General features: G+C 68.3%; 22 protein-coding genes and 4 pseudogenes. 10 read left to right on the forward strand and 16 right to left on the reverse strand.

Annotated features, from left to right (window positions below; genetic code table 11):
• From ACWIF2_RS33645 to ACWIF2_RS33655, 3 genes are all read left to right on the forward strand, one after another.
• The coding region (locus ACWIF2_RS33645) for a PP2C family protein-serine/threonine phosphatase (RefSeq protein ID WP_454364681.1) at positions 1 to 910 on the forward strand (910 nt) is incomplete at its 5' end.
• Positions 911 to 1,010: 100 nt separating this feature from the next.
• Positions 1,011 to 2,357, forward strand: coding sequence for a vWA domain-containing protein (locus tag ACWIF2_RS33650; RefSeq protein WP_454364682.1), 1,347 nt, complete (start codon positions 1,011 to 1,013; stop codon positions 2,355 to 2,357).
• A gap of 32 nt (positions 2,358 to 2,389) precedes the next feature.
• Positions 2,390 to 3,919: an FHA domain-containing protein gene (locus tag ACWIF2_RS33655; protein WP_454364683.1), complete on the forward strand. Its 1,530-nt coding sequence runs from the start codon at positions 2,390 to 2,392 to the stop codon at positions 3,917 to 3,919.
• A 23-nt stretch (positions 3,920 to 3,942) separates the two neighbouring features.
• On the opposite strand, the gene ACWIF2_RS33660 is transcribed toward ACWIF2_RS33655, so the two are convergent.
• On the reverse strand, positions 3,943 to 4,926 hold the full coding sequence (locus ACWIF2_RS33660) for a methyltransferase domain-containing protein (RefSeq protein WP_454364684.1): 984 nt from the start codon (positions 4,924 to 4,926) through the stop codon (positions 3,943 to 3,945).
• Between the two features lie 78 nt (positions 4,927 to 5,004).
• Between ACWIF2_RS33660 and ACWIF2_RS33665 the strand changes: the two genes are divergently transcribed.
• Positions 5,005 to 5,418 (forward strand): globin, encoded by a 414-nt coding sequence (locus ACWIF2_RS33665; RefSeq protein ID WP_215121340.1) that lies wholly within the window; start codon positions 5,005 to 5,007, stop codon positions 5,416 to 5,418.
• 25 nt (positions 5,419 to 5,443) lie between these two features.
• Here the strand turns inward: ACWIF2_RS33665 and ACWIF2_RS33670 are convergent, their stop codons facing one another.
• The 4 genes from ACWIF2_RS33670 to ACWIF2_RS33685 form a co-directional block, all read right to left on the reverse strand.
• Positions 5,444 to 6,112, reverse strand: a complete 669-nt coding sequence (locus tag ACWIF2_RS33670) for a hypothetical protein (RefSeq protein WP_454364685.1) — start codon at positions 6,110 to 6,112, stop codon at positions 5,444 to 5,446.
• Positions 6,109 to 6,522: an acyl-CoA thioesterase gene (locus ACWIF2_RS33675; RefSeq protein ID WP_382588771.1), complete on the reverse strand. Its 414-nt coding sequence runs from the start codon at positions 6,520 to 6,522 to the stop codon at positions 6,109 to 6,111. Before ACWIF2_RS33675 ends, ACWIF2_RS33670 begins: the two co-directional genes overlap by 4 nt.
• Positions 6,523 to 6,528: 6 nt before the next feature.
• Positions 6,529 to 8,193, reverse strand: coding sequence for an energy-dependent translational throttle protein EttA (ettA, locus tag ACWIF2_RS33680; protein ID WP_454364686.1), 1,665 nt, complete (start codon positions 8,191 to 8,193; stop codon positions 6,529 to 6,531).
• Positions 8,194 to 8,526: 333 nt separating this feature from the next.
• A complete protein-coding gene (locus ACWIF2_RS33685; protein ID WP_454364698.1) occupies positions 8,527 to 9,129 on the reverse strand; it encodes a UTRA domain-containing protein in 603 nt (200 codons plus the stop codon).
• A gap of 316 nt (positions 9,130 to 9,445) precedes the next feature.
• Here ACWIF2_RS33685 and ACWIF2_RS33690 point away from each other — a divergent pair, with 316 nt between their 5' ends.
• Genes ACWIF2_RS33690 through ACWIF2_RS33705 form a run of 4 tightly spaced genes read left to right on the forward strand, consistent with a single transcriptional unit; the run spans position 9,446 to position 11,922 of the window.
• On the forward strand, positions 9,446 to 10,087 hold the full coding sequence (locus ACWIF2_RS33690; RefSeq protein WP_454364687.1) for an NUDIX hydrolase: 642 nt from the start codon (positions 9,446 to 9,448) through the stop codon (positions 10,085 to 10,087).
• Between the two features lies 1 nt (position 10,088).
• Positions 10,089 to 10,469 (forward strand): GNAT family N-acetyltransferase, encoded by a 381-nt coding sequence (locus ACWIF2_RS33695; protein WP_454364688.1) that lies wholly within the window; start codon positions 10,089 to 10,091, stop codon positions 10,467 to 10,469.
• Positions 10,470 to 10,507: 38 nt separating this feature from the next.
• Positions 10,508 to 11,155, forward strand: coding sequence for a TauD/TfdA family dioxygenase (locus ACWIF2_RS33700; protein ID WP_454364689.1), 648 nt, complete (start codon positions 10,508 to 10,510; stop codon positions 11,153 to 11,155).
• A 17-nt stretch (positions 11,156 to 11,172) separates the two neighbouring features.
• Positions 11,173 to 11,922 carry a hypothetical protein gene (locus ACWIF2_RS33705; protein WP_454364690.1) on the forward strand — a complete coding sequence of 250 codons (750 nt, stop codon included), beginning with the start codon at positions 11,173 to 11,175 and terminating at the stop codon, positions 11,920 to 11,922.
• 34 nt (positions 11,923 to 11,956) lie between these two features.
• Here ACWIF2_RS33705 and ACWIF2_RS33710 read toward each other — a convergent pair.
• From ACWIF2_RS33710 to ACWIF2_RS33725, 4 genes and pseudogenes are all read right to left on the reverse strand, one after another.
• Positions 11,957 to 12,122, reverse strand: a pseudogene (locus tag ACWIF2_RS33710) (ISL3 family transposase); the annotation flags it as partial.
• A gap of 57 nt (positions 12,123 to 12,179) precedes the next feature.
• Positions 12,180 to 12,299: pseudogene (locus ACWIF2_RS33715) on the reverse strand (IS110 family transposase); the annotation flags it as partial.
• A gap of 166 nt (positions 12,300 to 12,465) precedes the next feature.
• Positions 12,466 to 13,008: pseudogene (locus tag ACWIF2_RS33720) on the reverse strand (N-acetyltransferase family protein).
• Complete coding sequence (locus ACWIF2_RS33725; RefSeq protein WP_454364691.1) at positions 13,005 to 14,291, reverse strand: XRE family transcriptional regulator; 1,287 nt, start codon at positions 14,289 to 14,291, stop codon at positions 13,005 to 13,007. The pseudogene ACWIF2_RS33720 and the gene ACWIF2_RS33725 overlap by 4 nt, the downstream one beginning before the upstream one ends.
• A 234-nt stretch (positions 14,292 to 14,525) precedes the next feature.
• On the opposite strand from ACWIF2_RS33725, the pseudogene ACWIF2_RS33730 reads away from it, so the two are divergent.
• Positions 14,526 to 14,949: pseudogene (locus ACWIF2_RS33730) on the forward strand (ATP-binding protein); the annotation flags it as partial.
• Positions 14,950 to 14,997: 48 nt separating this feature from the next.
• Positions 14,998 to 15,180, forward strand: coding sequence for a hypothetical protein (locus tag ACWIF2_RS33735; RefSeq protein ID WP_454364699.1), 183 nt, complete (start codon positions 14,998 to 15,000; stop codon positions 15,178 to 15,180).
• Between the two features lie 503 nt (positions 15,181 to 15,683).
• On the opposite strand, the gene ACWIF2_RS33740 is transcribed toward ACWIF2_RS33735, so the two are convergent.
• The 7 genes from ACWIF2_RS33740 to ACWIF2_RS33770 form a co-directional block, all read right to left on the reverse strand.
• On the reverse strand, positions 15,684 to 15,905 hold the full coding sequence (locus ACWIF2_RS33740; RefSeq protein WP_184592772.1) for a hypothetical protein: 222 nt from the start codon (positions 15,903 to 15,905) through the stop codon (positions 15,684 to 15,686).
• 93 nt (positions 15,906 to 15,998) lie between these two features.
• Positions 15,999 to 16,970: an N-acetylglucosamine kinase gene (locus ACWIF2_RS33745; RefSeq protein ID WP_454364692.1), complete on the reverse strand. Its 972-nt coding sequence runs from the start codon at positions 16,968 to 16,970 to the stop codon at positions 15,999 to 16,001.
• Complete coding sequence (locus ACWIF2_RS33750; RefSeq protein ID WP_454364693.1) at positions 16,961 to 18,226, reverse strand: 6-phospho-beta-glucosidase; 1,266 nt, start codon at positions 18,224 to 18,226, stop codon at positions 16,961 to 16,963. Before ACWIF2_RS33750 ends, ACWIF2_RS33745 begins: the two co-directional genes overlap by 10 nt.
• Before the next feature lie 6 nt (positions 18,227 to 18,232).
• Complete coding sequence (locus ACWIF2_RS33755) at positions 18,233 to 19,126, reverse strand: carbohydrate ABC transporter permease (RefSeq protein ID WP_454364694.1); 894 nt, start codon at positions 19,124 to 19,126, stop codon at positions 18,233 to 18,235.
• Entirely contained in the window at positions 19,123 to 20,067 is a 945-nt protein-coding gene (locus tag ACWIF2_RS33760) for a carbohydrate ABC transporter permease (RefSeq protein WP_454364695.1), read from the reverse strand. The genes ACWIF2_RS33755 and ACWIF2_RS33760 overlap by 4 nt, the downstream gene beginning before the upstream one ends.
• Before the next feature lie 20 nt (positions 20,068 to 20,087).
• The gene (locus ACWIF2_RS33765) at positions 20,088 to 21,425 is read right to left on the reverse strand and encodes an ABC transporter substrate-binding protein (RefSeq protein WP_454364696.1); all 1,338 of its coding nucleotides are present in this window, start codon (positions 21,423 to 21,425) and stop codon (positions 20,088 to 20,090) included.
• A gap of 81 nt (positions 21,426 to 21,506) precedes the next feature.
• Positions 21,507 to 22,718, reverse strand: coding sequence for an ROK family transcriptional regulator (locus ACWIF2_RS33770; RefSeq protein WP_454364697.1), 1,212 nt, complete (start codon positions 22,716 to 22,718; stop codon positions 21,507 to 21,509).
• Positions 22,719 to 22,875: the final 157 nt, after the last annotated feature.

Below are 22,875 nucleotides of genomic sequence, written 5' to 3' on the forward strand. Positions count from 1 at the left end.
GGTCTGCGTCGCCTGCCGTGCGGGCCGGGTCGACGACGACGGCTACTGCGAGAACTGCGGGCACGCCCAGCCCCGCGAACGCGACCACATGGAGCAGGAGTCCGGCCCGGTGGCCGCGGTCAGCGACCGCGGCCTGCGCCACCACCGCAACGAGGACGCGTTCGCCATCGGCAGCACCGCCCTGCCCGACGGCACTCCCGCCTCCGTGGCGATCGTCTGCGACGGTGTCTCCTCGGCGACCCGCCCCGACGACGCATCCCAGGCGGCGTCGAGGGCCGCGAGCGAGGCGGTGCTGGCCGCCCTGCCGCGCGGCGCGCATCCGCAGCAGGCGATGCACGACGCGATCGTCGCCGCCTCACGCGCCGTCAACTCGCTCGCCGACGAGCCCGCCACGGCCCGCGAGCAGGCCCCGCACCAGAACGCCCCGGCGTGCACCATCGTCGGCGCCGTGGTGACGTCCGGCCTGCTGATCGTCGGCTGGGTCGGCGACAGCCGCGCCTACTGGGTCCCGGTCGACCGGAGCGCTCCCCCCGCCCGGCTCACCGAGGACGACTCGTGGGCCGCGCAGATGGTCGCCGCGGGCCTGATGAACGAGGCCGAGGCCTACGCCGACGAGCGCGCCCACGCGATCACCGGCTGGCTCGGTGCGGACGCCTACGAGCTGGAGCCGCACACCGCCGCGTTCAAGCCGGACCGGCCGGGCGTGGTGGTGGTCTGCACGGACGGGCTGTGGAACTACGCGGAGGCGGCCGAGGAGATGGCCCGGGTCCTCCCGGTCGACGCCGCCGCGCATCCGCTGCACAGCGCCCGGGTGCTCGTCGGCCACGCCCTGGACGGCGGGGGCCACGACAACGTAACAGTGGCCCTCGTGCCGTTCCCCGCCGTGCCCCAGGGGGCAGGATCGGCCTGAGGCCACGTACGGGGACGCCTCGGCGGACCGGAGGGGACCGGTCCGCCTACCGTCATCACCCCGCTGAAGGTGGGGGCTTTCGAGGGGGATCGAAGCAGGCATGGCCATTTTCTCGAAGTCGAACGTGCCGCAGTTCTCGGTGGACGTGTACCAGAACGAGTACCTGCCGGAGGGCGCCGTCGAGGTCAACGCCATCGTCACGGTGACGGCGACCGGCGGCGGCACGATCGGCAGCGCGGTCGCGGCTCCCCACCTCTACTCGCCCGGCCAGGGCCCGTCCGCGGCCGTGGCGGTCATGGTCGACTGCTCGGGGTCGATGGACTACCCGCCGACCAAGATGCGCAACGCGCGGGACGCCACGGCCGCCGCGATCGACACCCTGCGCGACGGCGTGCACTTCGCGGTGATCGGCGGGACGCACGTGGCCAAGGAGGTCTACCCGGGAGGCGGCCGTGTCGCGGTCGCCGACGCCGCCACCCGCGAGCAGGCCAAGCAGGCGCTGCGCTCGCTCAGCGCGGGCGGCGGAACGGCCATCGGCACCTGGCTGAAACTCGCCGACCGCCTGCTCTCCTCGGCGGACGTCGCCATCCGGCACGGCATCCTGCTCACCGACGGCCGCAATGAGCACGAATCGCCCGACGACCTGAAGGCCGCGCTCGACGCGTGCGCCGGGCGATTCACCTGCGACGCGCGCGGCGTGGGCACCGACTGGGAAGTGAAAGAAGTCACAGGGATCGCCTCCGCCCTGCTCGGCACCGCCGACATCGTCGCCGATCCGGCCGGGCTCGCCGCCGACTTCACACAGATGATGGAGACGGCGATGGGAAAGGAGGTCGCGGACGTCTCCCTGCGGTTGTGGACCCCGGTCGACACCACTGTGAAGTTCGTCAAGCAGGTCGCGCCGACGGTCGAGGAACTGACCGGCCGGCGCACCGAGGCGGGCCCCCGCGCGGGCGACTACCCCCTTGGTTCCTGGGGCGACGAGTCCCGTGACTACCACGTCTGTGTCGAGGTCCCGGCCGCGCACATCGGGCAGGAGATGCTGGCGGCGCGGATCTCGCTGGTCATTCCGCAGCCGGACGGCAGCGTCCAGAACCTTGGCGCGCAGGGCCTGGTGCGGGCCGTGTGGACCGACGACATGGTCGCCTCGACGTCGATCAACCCTCAGGTGGCCCACTACACCGGGCAGGCCGAACTGGCACAGGTCATCCAGCAAGGGCTGGACCTTCGCAAATCGGGGGATATGGATGGAGCAACGGCCAAACTGGGCCGGGCCGTTCAGCTCGCGAGTGCCTCAGGGAACGCCGATACTGCGAAACTGCTTGCGAAGGTGGTGGACGTGGTCGATGCCGCGACCGGTACTGTGCGACTGAAGGCGAAGGTTCAGGAGGCCGACGAGATGACGCTCGAGACCCGGTCCACCAAGACCGTTCGTGTAAAGAAGTGACCTAGAAGAGATCGAAGGAGGGACGGGCCGACATGCCGACCTGCCCGAACGGACACCAGTCGGGTTCCGACGACTGGTGCGAGGTCTGCGGTCACCGCATGGCGGGTGCCGTGCCTCCGCCCCCTCCACCGCCCCCGCCCGGCGGCTACGGCTTCCCGCCCCCCGGCGGCCCGGGTGGACCCGGGGGCCCTGGTGGCCCCGGTGGCCCGCCCGGCGGTCCTGGCGGGCGCCCTCCGCACCTGTCCGCCGTGCCGAACGCCGAGCCGGAGCTCTGCCCGCAGTGCCGTACGCCGCGTGAGGGCGGCGCACCGTTCTGCGAGGAGTGCCGGTGGAACTTCCTGACGAACACGGCGACTTCGTACACCCCCGCGGCCCCGCCCCCGCAGGCGCCCGGCCCGGGCGTGCGTTTCCAGCCTCCGGGCCAGCCCGGTCCCGGCCCGTCGGGTCCGTCCTACGGCGGCGGTGACTCGTACGAGTACCAGGGCTCCCGCCCGTCGCAGATGAACCGCCCGGCCGAGCCGATCCCGCCGTTCGGCAGCGATCCCTCGGGCCCGCCGCCTCCTCCCGGCGGCGGCTTCCCCGGGCCGGGCGGCGCGTCCGGCCCCGGCGGCTACCCCGGTCCCGGCGGCCCTCCCGGACCTGGTGGGCCTCCCGGCCCCGGCGGTCCCACCGGTCCTGGTGGCCCTTCCGGCCCGCCCGGATTCGGTGCCGACCCCTCGCGCCCGGTCCCGCCGCCGCCAGGCCCCGGCGGACCTGGTGGGCCCGGTGGCCCCGGCGGCCCCGGTGCTCCGCAGGGCTTCCAGCAGTCCGGCCCGCCGGCCCCGCCCGGATTCCCGCAGGAGACCCAGCGGCCGCCGCAGGGCGGTCCGTTCGGCGGCGGTGACGAGGACTGGGTGATCTCCCCGCCGACCACCGGCCCGGGCGGGCCTGGTGGCCCCGGTGCCGGTCAGGGCGGCGGCTACGGCTTCCCTCCGCCCGGCGCGACGCAGGCCCCGCCCGCTCCCGGCCAGGGCGGCGGCTACGGCTTCCCCCAGCCCGGCGCCACCCAGGCCCCTCCCGGCCAGGGCGGTGGCTACGGCTACCCGCAGCCGGGCGCCACGCAGGCCCCTCCCGGCCCCGGCGGCTTCCCGCAGCAGCCCCAGGCGCCGCAGGGACCCGCGACCTGGACCGCGACCATCGGCCCGGACCGCGACTACTTCATGGCGATGATGCAGCGCTCCGGTCCCGAGGCCGCGGGCCTGAACCTGCCCGCGTACTCGCCCGAGCAGCAGCGCACGCTCACCGGCAACCAGATCACGATCGGCCGCCGCCGGCACTCCACCGGCGACACCCCCGACGTCGATCTGGCGGTGCCGCCGGAGGACCCGGGCGTCTCGCACCAGCACGCGGTGCTGGTCCAGCAGCCCGACGGCAGCTGGGCGGTCGTCGACCAGAACTCGACGAACGGCACGACGGTCAACGGCTCGGACGAGCCGATCCAGCCGTTCGTCCCCGTTCCGCTGCAGGACGGCGACCGGGTGCACGTCGGCGCCTGGACGACGATCACGATCCGCCGGGGCTGAGCCCTTCCGGGCTCAGGAGGGGTTCAGGACGGGAGGGGCCAGGCGTACGGCCCCTCCGGGTCGTCCAGCCAGGCCCACTCGTGGTCGCCGCTGACCGTGATGCCGTAGCGCTCCCGCTGCGGCATGCCCTCCTGCTCCCACAGCGCGTGCGCCTCCTGCGGGTCGAGGCTGCCCCGGGTCAGCGTCAGCAGGAAGCGGAACAGGTCGTCCTCCCTGGCCCGGCGCGGCACCCCGCCCAGCTGGGCGGGTTCGCCCCAGGCCCGGCTCCCGCCGCGCAGCGGCACGAAGTAGGCGGGCGTGTGCAGGAACCGCCCCTCGGCATGCCCGTCGTCGCTCACCGTGAGTGCGATCAGGCCGGTGCCGAGCGGCATGAGGATCCGGCCGCCGGGACGGCTCTGCGCCAGCCAGGCGCGCGGCACGGTGCTCAGGGCGCAGGTGGCGATGATCCGGTCGAACGGCGCCCGCTCGGGCACGCCCCGGGCGCCGTCGCCGGTGACGACGACCGGGTGGTACCCGGCCGCGGCCAGGTGCCGGCGGGCCGACTCGGTGATCTCCGGATCGAGGTCGACGGTGGTGACCCTGTCGTCGCCCAGCCGGTGGGCGAGCAGCGCCGCGTTGTAGCCGGTGCCTGCGCCGATCTCCAGGACCGCGTTCCCGTCCCGCACGCACAGCGCGGCCAGCATGTCCGCCATCAGGGAGGGCTGGCTGCTGGAGGAGAGCAGTTCGCCGTCGCGCAGCCGCGTCGCCAGTGGGGTGTCCTCGTAGGCACCGCGCACCCACCGCTCACGCGCCCGGGGGTCGGGGCTCTCGCCCCAGCGTCGCTCGTAGCCGCCCGCTACGCCGACGTAGTAGTACGGCACGAAGAGATGGCGCGGGACCGCCGCGAACGCCTCGCGCCAACCGGGGTCGGCGGCCCAGGCCCCGCTCGCGTCGATCCGGCGCACCAGCGCCGCCCGCGCGGAGGCGGCGAGCCCGTCCAGGTCCCTGTCGGGAGCATGCCCGCCCATACCCCCACAGTAAGGGCAGCGGTGCCGGGCAGTGGGCCGGTCCTAGGCCTTCCGTCCTATGTCCTCGCGTCTGAGAGCATGGAGGGCGTGAATGAGATTCGACGCGGCACGCTTCAGGAGCAGACCTTCTACGAGCAGGTCGGCGGGGAGGAGACCTTCCGTCGGCTCGTTCACCGTTTCTACGAGGGAGTGGCCGAGGACCCGCTGCTGCGGCCCATGTATCCCGAGGAGGACCTGGGCCCGGCCGAGGAGCGCCTGGTGCTGTTCCTCATCCAGTACTGGGGCGGCCCTACGACGTACAGCGACAACCGCGGCCATCCCCGTCTGCGGATGCGGCACGCGCCCTTCACGGTCGACCGTGCGGCGCACGACGCCTGGCTGAAGCACATGCGGGTCGCCGTCGACGAACTCGGGCTGTCCGAGGAGCACGAGCACACGCTGTGGAGCTACCTGACGTACGCGGCGGCCTCGATGGTGAACGCGCCGGGCTGAGGGACGGGTCCGGCTCCCGGTGGGTTCAGCGGACGCTGACGTCCAGCGCCCCGAGCCCGGCACGTCGTACGGCGACGGATCCGTACGGCGTGCGCAGCCGGAGCCACGCGCCCGAGGAGAACAGCCCCAGCGGCACCCCCGGCCGCAGGAAGCCGAGCGACTGCGCGGCGTGCACGACCCGCACGGGGAGGCCGGTGTCGCCGACCGTACGGGACCAGATGTCCCGCCCGATCCGGTCCAGCTCGGCCCTGGTGCGCCCCTCGGAGGGCAACTCCTGCGTACGGGACCGGAACTCGGCGACCACGGCGGCGACCAGGGACCGCAGGGCGTCCGGCGCAGGCAGCCCCGGCTCGGGCCGCCAGCCGCCGCGCGGCGGCAGTACACCGGCCCACGGCGGCCCGGTCACGGCACCCGGCACGACAGCCGTCGCGGCCTTCTCGTCCACCGACTCCAGCAGCTCACCGGCGGACACGGTCACGTCGAGCGTGACGTCCAGTCCGTTCTCGTACGGCTTCGCCAGCCGCACCGCGCGCACGGCCAGCACCTCGAAGGACGGCGGCCGTCCGAAGACGGCCAGTGCGGTGCCCGCGGCCTGCAGGCGCACCGCGGCTCCACGGTCGTAGTGGAGCAGCCGGGAGAGGAAGGCCGCGAGATCCGCCGCCTCCCCCTCGTCGACGAGGTGCAGGACCGTCATGCGGCGACGGCCTCCTCCTCGGCGTCGTCCGTGTACTCCTGGAGGAACTCCCGCTCCTCCGCGGTGATCCGGCGCGGCCGCTGCGTCTCGAAGTCGAACGGCACGACCACCGTCGAGGCCCGGACGTAGACCACGTCGTCGTCCTTCACCTCGTAGGTGATGGTGAATGACGCCGCCCTGATCTGGGTGATCCACAGCTCGATGTCCACCGGGTGGTGCCGGTGGACGAGCTGCCGCTTGTAGTCGATCTCATGGCGTGCCACCACAGACCCCTGCTGGAAATCCTTCTCCGGCCGGAAGAGGAAGTCGATACGGGCTTCCTCCAGGTAGCGCACGAAGACCGCGTTGTTGACATGGCCGTACGCGTCCATGTCCGACCAACGCAGCGGGCAGCGGTAGATGTGCCGCAAGATCGATCAGCCCCGGGTCAGCTTCTTGTAGGTGGCGCGGTGCGGACGGGTCGCGTCCGGGCCGAGCCGCTCGATCTTGTGCTTCTCGTACGACTCGAAGTTGCCCTCGAACCAGAACCACTTGGACTCGCCCTCGTAGGCGAGGATGTGCGTGGCCACCCGGTCCAGGAACCACCGGTCGTGGGAGACGACCACGGCGCAGCCGGGGAACTCGAGCAGCGCGTTCTCCAGGCTGCTCAGGGTCTCGACGTCGAGGTCGTTGGTCGGCTCGTCGAGGAGCAGCAGGTTGCCGCCCTGCTTGAGGGTGAGCGCGAGGTTCAGCCGGTTGCGCTCACCGCCGGAGAGCACCCCGGCCGGCTTCTGCTGGTCCGGGCCCTTGAAGCCGAAGGCGGAGACGTAGGCACGGCTGGGCATCTCGACCTGGCCGACGTTGATGTAGTCGAGCTCGTCGGAGACCACGGCCCACAGGGTCTTCTTCGGGTCGATGTTCTCGCGGCTCTGGTCGACGTACGAGATCTTGACGGTCTCGCCGACCTTGATGGAACCGGAGTCCGGCTCCTCCAGGCCCTGGATCATCTTGAACAGGGTCGTCTTACCGGCGCCGTTCGGGCCGATGATGCCGACGATGCCGTTGCGCGGCAGCGTGAAGCTGAGGTCGTCGATGAGGACCTTCTCGCCGAAGGCCTTGCTGAGGTTGTTGATCTCGACGACGACACTGCCCAGACGCGGGCCCGGCGGGATCTGGATCTCCTCGAAGTCCAGCTTCCGCATCTTCTCGGCCTCGGCGGCCATCTCCTCGTAGCGGGCCAGACGCGCCTTGGACTTGACCTGACGTCCCTTGGCGTTGGACCGCACCCACTCGAGCTCTTCCTTCAGACGCTTCTGCCGCTTGGCGTCCTTCTGGCCCTCGACCTTGAGGCGGGCGGCCTTGGTCTCCAGGTACTTCGAGTAGTTGCCCTCGTAGGGGTAGAGGCGGCCGCGGTCGACCTCGCAGATCCACTGGGCGACGTTGTCGAGGAAGTACCGGTCGTGGGTGACCGCGACGACGGTGCCCGGGTACTTGGCCAGGTGCTGCTCCAGCCAGTTCACCGACTCGGCGTCGAGGTGGTTGGTGGGCTCGTCGAGCAGCAGCAGGTCGGGCTGCTCCAGCAGCAGCTTGCACAGCGCGACGCGGCGGCGCTCACCGCCGGACAGGTTGGTGACGGGCCAGTCGCCGGGCGGGCAGCCCAGCGCGTCCATGGCCTGCTCCAGCTGGGCGTCCAGGTCCCACGCATTGGCGTGGTCGAGGTCCTCCTGGAGCTTGCCCATCTCCTCCATGAGCGCGTCGGTGTAGTCGGTCGCCATCTGCTCGGCGATCTCGTTGAACCGGTCGAGCTTGCCCTTGATCCCGGCGACACCCTCCTGGACGTTCTCCAGGACGGTCTTGTCCTCGGTCAGCGGCGGCTCCTGCTGCAGGATGCCGACGGTGTAACCGGGCGTGAGGAAGGCGTCACCGTTGGACGGCTGCTCGAGACCCGCCATGATCTTCAGGATCGTCGACTTGCCGGCGCCGTTCGGGCCGACGACGCCGATCTTCGCTCCCGGGTAGAAGCTCGTCGTCACGTCGTCGAGGATCACCTTGTCGCCGTGCGCTTTGCGCGCCTTGCGCATGGTGTAAATGAACTCAGCCAAGAGAAACCGTCCGGCAGCTTGAAACTGGCAGTGGGCAGATACACCCCATCTTGCCGTACCGCCAGCCCTGGGCGGAAACGCGTATGGGTGGGGGGCTGTGACCTGGGGATTCGTGGTGGGCGGCTTGGACTCGCCTGTCACCATCGGTTGCCATTGGTCGGCCTCGGGCGCCCTCGGACGGCCCAGAGACGGCCCAGGACTGATCACTTGGGGGCGGCATGCGTGAGGTTGGGCCGCCGCCACGAGTGAACGGCAGGGCTGACCGCCCTCACCTCTTGACGGGCGTGGACACGCCAGAGGCACCGCCGCACCCGGTCCTCGACAGGCCTGCGGCTACCGGTTGATCGGGATCTCGTAGACGATCTCGCAATGAGCGGCGGGCACCACGATGTCCGCTGTCTCCACGGGCCGTCCCTCGTCGCTGTAATACGTCCGCCGGATGTGCGTGACGAGTGCGGCCTTCTGGGTGCCCAGAAGGGAGGCCTCCTCAGCGGTCGCCTGTCGCGGCTCCGGCTGCTCCACGGCGTGGCTCACGGTGACACCGATCGCGGCCATGCGGTTCACGACACCGGCCCCAGCGTGCGGGCCTCCCTCGGGGAGAACGATGAGCGTGCCTGCGGTGAGGTCGTACGGCTCCCAGCTCGTCGACAGCTGCACCGGCCTGCCGGCCAGGAACTCATATGACGTCCTGACGCACAGATCACCCTCGGCGATACCCAACCGCGTAGCGATGTCTGCCGGGGCCGGCACCTTGGCGTCGGTCTTGCTCTCCCAGTCGCCTTGCTTGCCCAGGGCCTTCATGTCGGCACGGAAGGGCGACTTCTCAGGCTGCTCGGAAGCTCTGGCTGCGGCTGATCTCCGCCGCCGCGCAGCTCGTGGACGCCGGCCGCCGCCGACTCCGCCTGCCCGCCCCGATGGCCCTGGACCGCCGTCCATAGCCACGCGAACATCAGGCTCCACGCCCTGCCGACCCCGGCTGACCAGCCACATCGACCGCCCCAACGACCCGCACCACCACACACCGGTGAAGTGGAACCCGGCGCCCATCCGACGCGAGAGCCGGACCCTCGCCCTGCCCCAACTCCGAAATAGACCGCACCACACAAACGCAGAGTCCCCGTCAGCGAACCGACGAGGACTCATGAACGATCGAGGTTAGAAGCCGACTGACTCTGGACACCATCAAGGTGTCGGACTACATCCCTGCTCCTCAGACTCGCTGGTCGATTTCGAATCCACGAGAGGCGGTCCGGTGAACCAAGATTTCAGCGGAACCGAACGGGACGCAGTAATTGCCGACTGGCTGGCAAGAATTCGCGGTCTCATCAACGAGCTGAACGTATTCGACCGCGGGAACCCGTACAGTGCATCACGCGCTAATCGACTGGCGCAGGTGGCCCAGGAGATGAGCAGCGTACTGCAAGGAGAGAAGCAACTTCGTAACGACACGCTCGGTGCATCCGCCTTTCAGCACCTGTCACCACTTGCTTCTGTGGACTGCCTTGTCCTTCGTGGTAAACAGATTTTACTGGTTCGAAAGAAATTGACTGGCGGCTGGGTGATGCCTGGTGGCCTCATCGAAATGGGTGAGACGTTGGCCGACGCAGGCAGACGTGAGACCAAGGAGGAGGCAGGCGTAGAGGTCGAAATCCACGGCATCGTGGGAATTTTCGACTCAAACCTCCTCTCCACGAGGGAAGGTTTACACATCCTGGACATCACCCTTGCTGCGACAGTTGTCGCGGGAGAACCGCACTCTGGCGGAGAGACCAGCCATGCGCAATGGTGGAATCTTCATGAGCTTCCCGCCCTGGAACACCCCCACCAGCAAAGACTCACGACTGCTCTGCAGAATTGGGATAGCCCCCTCACGACACGCTGGATCGGAGCCTGAGATGGATGAAATCGGAAAACACTCTGCAGGTCAACCGGGTTTCGAGGTCCAATCGGTTCCGCATCACGCTGAGGCAGAAAAGATAAGCGTCGTGATGAACGGCCGGGAAGTTGCCCGATTATTTCTGTACTACCTCACCAACGAACAGCACTCTGCCTCCTTTGTATTCTGCGAGGACTGGTTCGTGGAGGAGGGGTACAGGAACCACGGCCTAGGGAAAATTTTAGCCGTCGAAGCGATAAGACGAGCTCGAGAGAGGAAGTGCTACAAGGTTGTGGCCAACAGTCGCTTCGGTAAGGAGAATGTACACAGGCTTCTTGAGTCTTCGGGATACCGGAAGCACGGTTTCGAGTTCCGTGTTGATATAGATGGCGATTCATGAGTCGGACTCTCACGGCACCGCTACTCTCCGTACGAGCAGTGGAGAAGGTGTTGCAGAGCGAATTCCTGGACAGCGGAGTCCTGTTCTTCGATGGATTGGAGAACTGCTTCGAGGAGCTATTAAGGTTGTTCTCCTCGATCTGCACGCCTGTCTTGCATCGCGATTCTGACGATCGCGGAATCACGGTTATTACCACGCGGGTTTCTGGTGGAGGGCCCTACAAGGGATTCACCAGTGGAGAATTAGCCCTCCACACCGACAGCGCATCTGCACCACACCCTCCTGAATTACTTCTGATGTTCTGCGAGTCCCCGGGCGCGTCGGGCGGAGAGTTCTTGGTCTCAGACGGCGAAGCGGCAGCGATGGCGCTGCGAGAACAAGATAAACGAGCTTATCAGAAATTGTTTCGCCATCCGGTCGCGATGACCGGGACGAGCGAAAAGTTAGCTCCTGCTCGCGTTAACCAGAACGGTGGAATTGACATCAGATACCGTACGGTTGATCCCGCCAGGGTGCAGGATTATGCCCACCTGCAAAAGTTCAATGAAATCCTGCGTACCACAATGAAACAAGTACCGTGCCATGGCGGATCGGGATATTTTCTGGACAATACTAAATGGCTGCACGGACGTATGCCCTATGTGGGTAATCGCGTAGTTCTTCGAGCGCAGGGGCGGGCACAGTGAGAAATCTTCTGCTCTTTATGCGCGACTACTTGCTGCCGCTGCTGTGCATCGTGTTTGCAACACTGGGACTCCTCAAAGTGCGACCGTTCGGAATTGCATACTCCGATACTGAGCTAATCCTTGGCATTCTCGGGGTGCTTGCGGTGGCGAACGTCGCCGAGCGTCTCGGTATTCTCCACTCGATAGACATCAGATTGACCGAGCTCCAGCATCACTCGCTATCTCAGTTTCCACAAGTGCAGATCGCGAACCGCGGCTCGGTTCCCCGAATGAGCGACCGGGTTAATTCCGCTCACGAAGAAATCGTGATATGCGGGCCATCCTTGGACGGCGCGGTATCCATCGTGCATCAGCTTGGGGTCGCCGCCAACAGGGGGGTTCGCCTAAAAATTCTCGTCACACTGCCCACTCGAGAGAACATGAAACAGTATGGTCGACACCTTACGGCATCCAACTACGATCTCGTGACGGCGTCTGGAATTGTGGCTGCTCAAGCGAAGATCCGCCACAACATAAATACACTCAAACAGGAATTGAATCACATCCCCAACGTTGAAGTAAGGGCGTTCGATGGACTGATATGGTGTGGATATGTCATGGTTGATCGGATGCATAAATCCGGTATCATGGATATTCAGCAGTACATGTACAAAATTCCTGCTGATACGGCTCCGCTGTTCCAGGTGTCGCGAGCGGGAAATGCGGAGTGGTACACGTTCTTCAGTAATGCCTTCGATGTCATGTGGAGAGATGCGGATACCGCCTGACAACCGCTAACACAATGAGCTGATTTGTGGCTCTTCACAATCGAGGGTGTAGTCGGGGCCCGGACACGCCGGACTCGAGCAGGGATCTGGCGATGTAGCTGGTGAGGTTGCGAAACCCAAGAGCTGAGCCGCGTAGGTGCTCGAGCCGTCCAATGGCCTCCGTCGGTCCCTTGCTTGTGCCGGGGCCGGTCGAAGTAGGCCCAGCGGACCTCGGCGTCCAGCGCGAGGGCCTCGCTCAGGCCGGCGAGGATGACGGCCTCGTCGTTGCTGACCGTCCGGCTCCAGATGGTGGTTCCGGTGTCGTCGATGGCGACCCACCAGTGGTGGGCTTTGCTGGCGTCGATACCGACCCATAAACAGGGCACCTGTGCGTTCATGTGCGTCCCCTCGGCCTCGGACAGCGTGCCCTTCCGGTCCGAGGACACCCCGCCGTCAGCTCCGTAAGCAGCGACCGTTTCTTCGGCAAGGCGGGTCGCGTACCTGATGATGTCCAGTTCGCGGCGAGCGCGAGCAGCGGACTACCCAGGGCCGCGCTCGGACTCATCAGCGAATCGCGCGGGCCATCACCGTGAGCGATGGCGAGGCCGGTGATGGTTGGCTCTGTCCGATGTCCTCGTAGCCCCATGACCTGTAGAGCGCGTGGACTTTTCCGTTGCCGGCGGCGATGTTGACCATGAGCGGTGACGAAGGGCTCTTCACGTGTGGCGAGGAGGGCGTCGTGGATGCGGCGGGCTGTGCCGGTTTTGCGCCAGGTCGGTCGGACGCCGATTTCCTTCAGGGCCACGGCCGGGCGCTGGGTGTACTTCTCCGCTGGCGCGGGGCTGGTGCGCTGCCAGTAGCGGTTGCCGTGCTCCATGGTGTTGCCCTAGGCGTAGCCGATCGGATGGCCGTCTGCGTATTCGAGGACGGTCACGAACTCAGGTTCGGTGCCCTGTCGGTCCAGGCGCTCGTCGAACGCGGCGACCGCGTAGTTCGGCAGGTGTGGCAGCGGGGCGCGCACGTCGGGCTTGCACGTCCTAGGAGATCGCCGCGGATGGTGTCGAGGGTGGTGCGGCCACGCAGTTCGACGGCGGGTGCTGTGGTCATGCCGCCATCCTCCAGGTGACCGTGTGCTCGGTCCAGGTCCGGATGGTGGTGCTGCCGGGTGCGGTGGCGCGCAGCGTGGCTGCGAACTCTTGCAGCGTGCTTGACACGCGGGCGTGTTGGGTGGCGGCGTCGGCGGGGATCTTCATCGCGGTCGCCGTGGCGGCGTCGGCTTCGCCCTGTCTAAGCTGGGCGTGTGCGAGCCGGGCAGTGTTGAGGGCGCGATCGCGCCGCATCTGGGGGCGGAGCAGAGTCAGGCTTCGGTGGGCGTGCGATTCGGCCTGTTCGAAGTTGCCGAGGCGGAGGTGCGCGGACAGAGCCAGTGTTTCAAGCTCTGCTCCGTCGCGGACAGCAGCCATCCACACCGGGCGAGGGTGATCCGGATCGGCGCGTTCGAGCGCGTCCTGAGCGCAGCCGAGGGCATACCGCACGGCTGCGGAGTCGCCGATGAGGCCGAGGGTGGCGGCATGGCGGGCATGTCCCAGGCATGCAAACAGCGGGTCACGGCGTGTGAGATGCAGGTTGCGGGCGACATCGTTCGCGGCGAGTGCGTCGGCGGGGCGGCCCATGTGGCGGTACATCGTGCCCGCGTGGCTCCAGATGCGGAACTTGATCGCCTGGTCGCCGGACATCTCGGCGAGGGACTGGGCCTCGCGCATGTGAGCCTTGGCGTCGTCGTAGCGGCGGCCGTCGATGGCGGCCCACATGGCCGAGGAGCGGAACGCCGCCGCGGAGGCGTAGAGGTTGCTGCGTACGCGCTGGCTGGCGCTGCCGGCGTTCTGGAGGTTCAGCGCCTCGTCGGCGAGCGCGGCGGCCTGCTGCTCGATGCCGAGTTGTCCGCCGTGGCGGTGGTCGCTGGCGATGACCTCCGAGAAGCGGCTCTGGAGGCGTTCGACGTCGCTCATGCCGATGCGGCGAGGCGAGGTGGTGGCGGGAGCGGCTGCTGCCGCAGCGGCGGCGGCCGCGATGCCGCCGATGAGGGTGCGGCGCTTCATGTCGGGGTCCTCCTGCTCCTGTGGGGCCGGGGTGGACGGCGTCCGGCTCCGTGGCACGAACCCCAGAGCGATGGCGGAGAGTCCGGTGAGGTCCTCAAGTGCTCTGCGGGTAGCCGATTTGGGCCAGCTGACCCGGCCCGCCTTCCAGGATCGGATCGATGAACCGTCGAGGCCGCCGGGCCGCCCGGTTAACTGTTCAATGGCCCTGTTCACAGCGCCAGCCAGGCTGTTGGAGCTGTAGCCGTGTTCGGCCATCCACGCCTCAAGAATGGTGTTGCGCGTGGTGCCCATGTCGGCACGGTAGCCCTCACTGCGCCTGCTCGTCAGGTAAATGGCAGGTCAAATCGCCCTATGTCGTTTCGTTGAGGGGCCACCTGATCGCCCTAACCACCGTGCGCCGAACGGGAGTTGTCTTGTCACTGGTCGCCTGTCACTCCCGTGCGGGCGGCTGTTGACGGCCTTGTTCGCTCCTGGCGCTTCCTTGGGGCGGGCCGGGCGCCGATACGACACGAAGGCTCCAGCCCAATGACGAGTCTCAGTAAGCCAGTTCAGGCTGCTCCCACTGGTCCCCCCGCCTACTGCCAGACTTTCCGGTGCGAGCCGTCCACGGCCGCGAACGGCCGCAAGCTCGTCCGTGACGCCCTCGGCGTATGGCACCTGGACAACCTCGCCGACGTCGCTGCACTGATCATGTCGGAGCTGATCGCGAACGCCGTCAGGCACACCCACTGCCACTCGATCCGCCTAATGGTCGGGCGGCCGGGCGTGACACGGGTGCGTGTCGGGGTGGTGGACCGGGCGCCCTCGCTCCTGCCGGTCCTCGGTCAGGTTGGTGAGGGCGATGAGTCAGGTCGTGGTCTGCTCCTGATCGACGGCATCGCCGATCGCTGGGGCTGCGACCTGCATGGCCCGGACAGGCCCATGGGGCAAAGAGGTATGGGCCGAGATCCACGACGGGCCGCAGATGAGTACCAGTACGCATAGTTCCCCACCCGCCATGGCCATGACGCCCAAGCAGGCCGCCTTCGTGCGCTTCGCCGATCACTGCGCCACCTGCCGGACCTGCTGTGCCATGGACGACGACGGTGCGAACTTGAACCTCCCCTGTGTGGAGCAGGACCGGCTGCACGAGGAGTACCGGCAGGCGTCTCGTGCCGCCGGTCCAGGGGGAGACCGGTGAGCAGGTTCAAGAGTGCGGTGGAGCGGAGGCTGCCGCTCACCGAGCCGGAGCCCGTGAGCGGCTGTGTGGAGTGCCGGCGGTTCGGCAGTCAGCGGGAGGCTGCCAGGGCCGCAAGAGACATGTCTCGCGTCTCCGATTGCAACGTCCAGATCCGCCGTCACCCTCACGGATCGCGCGGGGCGGGGCGCAACAGCCGTTAGACCCCCTGGACCCCTGGTGGCTGGGGCGCCGCCCGGCGAGCCCCCTGAACACGGGCCGGCAGCTACCCCCGGGGGGTAGCCGACCCAGGCCCGAAGTCCTGACCGGGGGCTACAAAGGGGTCGTCTTCTCCGAAGTCCGGGGCCTGGAAGGGGTTCGTGGCCGGCGGGGGCGATGCTGTGGCAGGGCAGCGGGGCGGTCCGTCCGGGGCGGAGAACGGCGAGGTCAGGTCGATGAGAGGTCTCCCTTTGAGTCCAAGCCCCCCGTTGGGACCTGGCATGCGGTGAGCGGGTGCTGCGGGCGTACTACAGCTTGGTCATCTTCGCGTACGGGCTCAGGATCCGCTGTTCCACCGAGCCGCCGAAGTTCACGAGCGCCGCGATTCCCTCCTCGATACCGATCACCCGGCCGAGACCGTAGATGTCGTGGGTGACCTGGTCGCCGACGGCGAAGTGCTTGGGAGCCGGCACGACCGGGGGTTTGAAGGGGCTGGTGGGCAGGTGGCGCTTCGCGGAAGGCTTTGTCATTGCCTCAGTATGCGCCTGTGCGTACGCCAGTCACAGCGGCTGTCCACGGACGCTGTTCGAACGCACGCCCGCCGAGCCCCCGTCTCACGCCCCTCACACCCCGAAATGCGCCCGCAACCGCCCCTGCGCCCCCTCCCTCGCCCCCACCCTGTCCAGCCCCAGCAGGGCCGCGCCGAGGACCGGGCCGGCCGTGACCGTCTGGGGGATCGCCTTGGGGGCCCGGTCGGACAGCAGGTCCTTGATCCGGCCGTTCAGCCGGGGATGCTCGGCCGCCAGGACGCCGCCGCCCAGCAGGACGGGTGTCGGTTCGTTCAGCAGGTCGAGGCGGGTGAGGGCCACCACGGCCATGGCGACCACCTCCTCGGCCTGGCGGTCCACGATGGTGCGGGCGACCGGGTCTCCGGTCGCCGCCGTCGCGAAGAGGACCGGTGTCAGCTCGTGGCGGCGGGACGCCGCGATCCGGTCCAGGTGCAGCGCCTCGATCAGGGCGTACATGGACGTCAGGCCGAAGTGGGCCGGGAGGGTCCGGGACAGGGCCGTGGCGGGGCCGCGGCCGTCCTCCGCGCGTGACGCGTGCCACATCGCCTCCTCCGAGAGGCCCCAGCCGCCGCCCCAGTCGCCCGAGACCCTGCCGAGGGCCGGGAAGCGGGCCGTGCGGCCGTCGGGGCGCATGCCCACGCAGTTGATGCCCGCGCCGCAGACGACCGCTACGCCCCGGGGTTCCGTCACCCCCGCACGCAGGATCGCGAACGTGTCGTTGCGGACGGTGACCGTCGCGCCCCACGCGTGTGCGTGCAGAGCCTTCGCCAACTGGTCTTCCTCGACCGGGAAGTCGGCATTCGCCAGGCACGCCGAGACGTGTGTGACCGAGCTGAGGCCTGCCGTGGCCAGGGCCTGGCGGACAGGGAGAGCCAGCGTGTTCATCGCCGTCTCCAGGCCGACGGCAGGTGGGCGGAAGCCCGCCCCGCGCGCCGTGGCCAGGACCTCTCCGTCCGCCGTCACGATGGCCACGTCCGTCTTGCTGTTGCCGGCGTCGATGGCGAGGACGGTCGCGGTCAGGCCCACGCGAGGTGCTCCCGGTTGTGTGCGATCAATCGGTCCGTGAGTGTCTCGGCGTATTCGTACTGGGCGATGAGGGGGTGGGAGAGGAGCGCCTGGAAGACGCGTGTGCGGCCGCCGTGCAGGGCCGCCTCCAGGGCCAGGTGCTCGTACGCCGTCACGTTCGCCATCAGGCCCGCGTAGAGGGGGTCCACGGGGGCGACGGGGAGGGGGGACGCGCCCTTGGCGCCCACCGCCGCCTGCACCTCGATCACCGCGTCGTCGGGGAGGAACGGGAGCGTGCCCCGGTTGTACGTGTTCACCACCTGGTACGGCGTGCCGCCACCGCCGAGCAGGGCCGCCGCTAGGTCCACCGCCGCCTCCGAGTAGTACGCGCCGCCACGTTTGGCCAGCAGCTCCGGCTTCTCGTCCAGCGCCGGGTCCGCGTACATCGTCAGCAGTTCCTTCTCCATCGCCGCCACTTCGGCCGCCCTCGACGGCTTCGTCCGCAGTTCTCGTACGACCTCGTCGTGCGCGTAGTAGTAGCGCAGGTAGTACGACGGGATCACGCCCAGATCATTCAGCAGAGTGGGTGGCAGGCGGAGATCGGTCGCGATCGACTCGCCGTGGTCCGTCAGGAGCCTGGGCAGGACGTCCTCGGCCTCCGGGCCGCCGAGGCGCACTCCCGTTTCCCAGGTGAGGTGGTTGAGGCCCACGTGGTCCAGGTGGACCTCGGGAGGATCGACGTCCAGTAGCGCCGCGAACTTGCGCTGGAGGCCGATCGCCACGTTGCACAGGCCGACCGCCTTGTGGCCCGCCTCCAGCAGGGCGCGGGTCACGATGCCGACCGGGTTGGTGAAGTCGATGATCCAGGCGTCGGGGTTGGTGCGGCGTACGCGGTCCGCGATGTGGAGGACGACCGGGACCGTGCGCAGGGCCTTGGCCAGGCCGCCGGCGCCCGTCGTCTCCTGGCCCACGCAGCCGCAGTCGAGGGGCCAGGTCTCGTCCTGCTCGCGGGCCGCCTGGCCGCCCACGCGGAGTTGGAGGAGGACCGCGGCCGCGCCGTCGACCGCGCGGTCGAGGTCGGTAGTGGTGGCGATGCGGCCGGGGTGGTCCTGGCGGGCGAAGATACGGCGGGACAGGCCGCCGACCAGGGCCAGTCGGTCTTCCGCCGGGTCCATCAGGACCAGTTCCTCGATGGGCAGGGTGTCTCTGAGGCGGGCGAAGCCGTCCACGAGTTCGGGGGTGTAGGTCGAGCCTCCGCCGACCACGGTGAGTTTCATGTACGTCTAACCCTTTACTCCGGTGAGCGTGACACCCTCTACGAACGCCTTCTGGGCGAAGAAGAACACGAGGATCACGGGGGCCATGACCAGAACGGTGGCGGCCATGGTGAGGTTCCAGTCGGTGTGGTGGGCGCCCTTGAACGACTCCAGGCCGTAGGAGAGCGTCCAGGCGCCCGGGTTCTCCGAGGCGTAGATCTGCGGGCCGAAGTAGTCGTTCCACGCGTAGAAGAACTGGAAGAGCGCCACTGCGGCAATGCCCGGTTTCGCCATCGGGAGGACGACCTTGAGCAGGGTGCGCAGGTCGCCGCAGCCGTCGACCCTCGCCGCGTCCAGGTACTCGTCGGGGATCGTGGTGAGGAACTGGCGGAGGAGGAAGATGGAGAACGCGTCGCCGAACGCCATGGGGATGATCAAGGGCCAGAGCGTGCCGGAGAGGTCCAGCTGCTTCGCCCAGAACAGATACATCGGGATGATGACGACCTGCGGCGGCAGCATCATCATCGAGATGACCAGCATCAACGCCAGATTGCGGCCCCGGAAGCGGAACTTGGCCAGGGCGTAGGCCACCGGGATCGAGGAGATCACCGTGAGGGCCGTGCCCAGGAACGCGTAGAAGAGGGTGTTCCGCCACCAGGTGAGGAAGCCGGGGGTGTCGAAGACCCTGCGGTAGTTGTCCCACTCCCAGGTGTGCGGGATCAGATCGCGGCTGAGCGCCTGGCTGTCGCTCATGAGCGAGGTGAGCAGGACGAAGACGAAGGGGAGGGTGAAGAAGAGGGCCGCCGCGATGCCCAGGGAGTGGATCGCGATCCATTCCAGGAGTGCTCTGCGGTGCGCCGTGCGTTCCGCAGGGGAAGGAAGGGTCTTCAACTCCAGGGGCTTGTCCAGTAGTTGCGTCATCGGTCACCTGCCTGGATCAGGCCGCCCTTGCGGCGCATCAGGAGTGCGGTGAAGGCCATGGAGAGGGCGAAGAGCACCAGGGCGACCACACAGGCGGAGCCGTAGTCGAAGCGCTGGAAGCCCAGGTTGTAGACGAGTTGGGGGAGGGTGAGCGTGGACTTGTCGGGGTAGCCGGGCTCGAAGAGCGTTCCCGCGCCCTGGATCACGCCGGAGGCGACCTTTCCGGCGATGAGCGGCTGTGTGTAGTACTGCATCGTCTGGATCACGCCGGTGACGACCGCGAACATGACGATCGGCGAGATGTTCGGGAGCGTGACGTAGCGGAAGCGCTGCCAGGGCGTCGCGCCGTCCAGTTCGGCCGCCTCGTACTGCTCCTTCGGTACGTCGAGCAGGGCCGCCATGAAGATGACCATCAGATCGCCGATGCCCCACAGGGCCAGCAGGGTGAGGGCCGGCTTCGACCAGGCGGGGTCGTTGAACCAGCCGGGGGCGGGGAGCCCGATGTTCTCCAGGATGGAGTTGACGGGGCCCGTGCCGGGGTTGAGGAGGAAGGCGAAGGCCATGGTGGCCGCCACGGGCGGGGCCAGGTAGGGCAGGTAGAACAGGGTGCGGAAGACGCCCGTCCCCGTCTTGATCTTGGTGATCAGCAGGCCCACGCCCAGGCCGAAGGCGACCCGGAGCGTGACCATGATGACGACCAGCCACAGGGTGTTGCGCAGGGCGGGCCAGAACATGGGGTAGTGCTCGAAGACGTACGTCCAGTTCTTCGTGCCCGTCCAGGCCGGCGGCTTGAAGCCGTCGTACCGCATGAAGGAGAAGTAGACGGTGGAGAGCAGGGGGTAGGCGAAGAAGACCGTGAAGCCGATCAGCCAGGGGGAGAGGAAGGCCAGGGTGCGTAGCGTCGAGCGGCGGTGTTTCGCCCGCAACGTATGGGTGCTCACGGCAGGACTCGTGCTCATGGCTACTTCGCCTGCGCGATGTCCGTGTCGATCTGCGCGGCCGTCTTCTTCAGGCCGGCCTTGAGATCGGTTGCCTTGCCGCTTTCATAGGCGTAGCCGAACTCCTGGACCGTGGTGAGGTAGACACCGCCGTTGACGGACGCGGGGGCGGTGGTGGAGTTCGGGTTGGCGGCGATCTCCAGGAACGTCTTGAAGCGCGGGTCGTACTTCAGCTTCGGGGACTTCAGAGCCGCGAGCGTCGACGGGACGTTGTGGATGGCGTTGGAGAAGTTCACCACCGCGTCCGTGTTCGTGGTCATGTACTTCACCAGCTCCCAGGCGGCGTTCTGCTTCTTGCTGGTCGCCGCGATACCGGCGATCGTGCCGGTGATGTAGCCCTTGCCGTACTGGTCGGCCTGGTCGTCGGGGACGGGCAGCGGGGCCACGCCGATGTCGAACTTCGGCTTGGTGTCCAGGGCCATGCCCAGGCGCCACTCGCCGTCGAGCTGCATGGCGACCTGACCGGTGTGGAAGGGGTGCTTGGGGCCCCACTCGTCGCCGAGCTTGGAGCGGTAGGTCTCCAGCTTGCGGTAGCCGCCGAGTTCGTCGACCAGCTTCTTCTGGACCGTGAACGCGGCCTCGAACGCCGGGTCCTTGCCGACGTTCGACTTGCCGTCCTTGTCGAAGTACGTGGGGGAGAACTGGCCGAGGTAGTGCTCGGTGGTGGTCTCCCAGCCGTGGTAGTTCGGCATGAAGCCGAGCTGCTTGTAGGTGTCGCCCTGGGGGATCGTCAGCTTCTTGGCGACCCGCTCGAACTCGGACCAGGTCTTCGGCGGGCTGGTGATGCCGGCCTTCTCGAACGCCGTCTTGTTGTAGTAGAGGCCGTACGCGTCGCCGAGGAGGGGGACCGCGCAGCGGTCTCCGTCGAACTGGGTGTACTCGTTCATCGCCTTCGGGAAGGTCTTCTCCGGGTCGACGCCGGACTTCTCGAAGAACGGGTTCAGGTCCACCAGGGCGCCGGAGGAACAGAACTTTCCGACGCTGTTGGTGGTGAAGGACGAGATCACGTCCGGGGCCTTGGCGCCGCCGGTGCGCAGGGCCTGGTTCATCTTGTCGTCGGTCATGTTGCCGACGACGTTGACGTGGATGTTGGGGTGCGCCTTCTCGAAGCCGGCGACCAGGGACCGGACGGCCTTCACCTCGCCGGGCGCGCTCCAGGCGTGCCAGAAGTTGATGGTCGTCTCCTGCGAGGCGTCGTCGCTCGCGCCGGCGTCCGACTGGCCGGTGCACGCGGTGGTGAAGAGGGCGAGGGAGGCGGAGGCGGCGAGTGCGATGGCTGCTTTTCTGGATATTCCGGGCATGGCGAGGCTCCCTGAGGCACGGGGGAAGGGGAAAGAGGGAGAAGAGAGAAGGGAGAAGGGAATGCGGGGAGGGGGGTGGGGTCAGCGGGAGGTGTCGAAGACCTCGTCGCGCGTCGTCGCGAGCGCGCTCTCCAGCGCGCCGCGCAGCACGGGATGTTCACGGACGTCGCCCACGACCAGGCGGGGGCGTGACGCGGCCAGCTCTTCCAGTTCGGCCTGGACGAGGGCGCGCAGGGTCTCGCCGCCCGAGGTGAGGGACGCGCCGCTCAGCACGACGAGCTCGGGGTCGAGGACCGAGACGAGGGAGGCCAGACCGGTGGCCAGCCGGGTCGCGTAGGTCTGGAGGAGACGGCGGTGGGGTTCGTCGTCGGCCTCCGCCGCCCGGGCCACCAGTTCCGCCGCCGCCTCGGCGTACGGCCCCTGCGGGACGTCCTCGATGCCGAGTTCACGGGCCAGCCTGGGCACGGCCTGCGAGCCGGCCAGCTCCTGGTAGCCGCCGCTGTTGGCCTTGGTGACCTGGCGGACCAGGGGGGTGCCGGGCACCGGCAGGAAGCCGACCTCGCCGGCGCCGCCGCTCCAGCCGCGGTGCAGCCGGCCGCCGAGGACCAGGGCGGCGCCCAGGCCCTCCTGGTTCCACAGCAGCACGAAGTCCGCGTGGCCCCGGGCCGCGCCGAGCCGCTGTTCGGCGAGCGCGACCAGGTTGACGTCGTTCTCGTACTCGAAGGGCATCGGCAGGGCGGCGGCTAGCTCGTCCAGGAGGGTGGGGGAGTGCCAGCCGGGGAGGTGGGAGGCGTAGCGCAGACGGCCCGTGGTGGGGTCGAAGGCGCCGGGGGTGCCGATGACGAGGCGATGGATGTCGGCCCGTGCGAGGCCCGCCGCCTTCACCGCGCCGTCCAGGGCGTCGGTGACCTGCTGGACGACCGGGGTGCCGGTGCGCCTGCCGGGGGTGGGCACCTCGTGCCGGCCGACCGTGCGGCCGGTGATGTCGGAGACCGCGGCGAGGATCCGCTGCGGGGTGACGTCGAGCCCGGCGGCGTGTCCGGCGGCCGGGTTGACCTCGTAGAGCTGGGCGTTCGGGCCAGGACGGCCTTCGGTGGTGCCGGTGGCCAGGACGAGGCCCGCCGCCTCCAGGCGGGCCAGGAGCTGGGAGGCGGTCGGCTTGGACAGGCCGGTGAGCTTGCCGATCCGCGTACGGGACAGCTGCCCGTGTTCCAGCAGCAGGTCGAGGGCGGCCCGGTCGTTCATGGCGCGCAGGACGCGTGGGGTGCCCGGCGTACCGGCGGTTCCTGCCATGCGTGTCCACACCTGCCCTTCGGCTGCTCAGCTTCTCAATGATCAGGCGGGGAAGTCCATCGAGGCCCGCCGACCTACTGTTAGGAAAGTTTCCTATCGGTGGTGAGGAAGCTAAACCCGGCGCCTTCGGGAGTCAAGAGGGCATGAAGCACAAGAG

The sequence above is a fragment of the Streptomyces sp. NPDC055506 genome (assembly GCF_053643595.1).

Excerpts from the sequence above, each read along its gene's own strand:
- ACWIF2_RS33655 (WP_454364683.1), top strand. The coding sequence starts at position 2,390 with ATGCCGACCTGCCCGAACGGACACCAGTCGGGTTCCGACGACTGGTGC.
- ACWIF2_RS33735 (WP_454364699.1), top strand. The coding sequence starts at position 14,998 with ATGGCCATGACGCCCAAGCAGGCCGCCTTCGTGCGCTTCGCCGATCAC.
- ACWIF2_RS33770 (WP_454364697.1), bottom strand. The coding sequence starts at position 22,718 with ATGGCAGGAACCGCCGGTACGCCGGGCACCCCACGCGTCCTGCGCGCC.
- ACWIF2_RS33765 (WP_454364696.1), bottom strand. The coding sequence starts at position 21,425 with ATGCCCGGAATATCCAGAAAAGCAGCCATCGCACTCGCCGCCTCCGCC.
- ACWIF2_RS33660 (WP_454364684.1), bottom strand. The coding sequence starts at position 4,926 with ATGGGCGGGCATGCTCCCGACAGGGACCTGGACGGGCTCGCCGCCTCC.
- ACWIF2_RS33665 (WP_215121340.1), top strand. The coding sequence starts at position 5,005 with ATGGAGGGCGTGAATGAGATTCGACGCGGCACGCTTCAGGAGCAGACC.
- ACWIF2_RS33755 (WP_454364694.1), bottom strand. The coding sequence starts at position 19,126 with ATGACGCAACTACTGGACAAGCCCCTGGAGTTGAAGACCCTTCCTTCC.
- ACWIF2_RS33695 (WP_454364688.1), top strand. The coding sequence starts at position 10,089 with ATGGATGAAATCGGAAAACACTCTGCAGGTCAACCGGGTTTCGAGGTC.
- ACWIF2_RS33650 (WP_454364682.1), top strand. The coding sequence starts at position 1,011 with ATGGCCATTTTCTCGAAGTCGAACGTGCCGCAGTTCTCGGTGGACGTG.
- ACWIF2_RS33670 (WP_454364685.1), bottom strand. The coding sequence starts at position 6,112 with ATGACGGTCCTGCACCTCGTCGACGAGGGGGAGGCGGCGGATCTCGCG.
- ACWIF2_RS33740 (WP_184592772.1), bottom strand. The coding sequence starts at position 15,905 with ATGACAAAGCCTTCCGCGAAGCGCCACCTGCCCACCAGCCCCTTCAAA.
- ACWIF2_RS33685 (WP_454364698.1), bottom strand. The coding sequence starts at position 9,129 with ATGGACGGCGGTCCAGGGCCATCGGGGCGGGCAGGCGGAGTCGGCGGC.
- ACWIF2_RS33750 (WP_454364693.1), bottom strand. The coding sequence starts at position 18,226 with ATGAAACTCACCGTGGTCGGCGGAGGCTCGACCTACACCCCCGAACTC.
- ACWIF2_RS33705 (WP_454364690.1), top strand. The coding sequence starts at position 11,173 with ATGCGCGACTACTTGCTGCCGCTGCTGTGCATCGTGTTTGCAACACTG.
- ACWIF2_RS33725 (WP_454364691.1), bottom strand. The coding sequence starts at position 14,291 with ATGGGCACCACGCGCAACACCATTCTTGAGGCGTGGATGGCCGAACAC.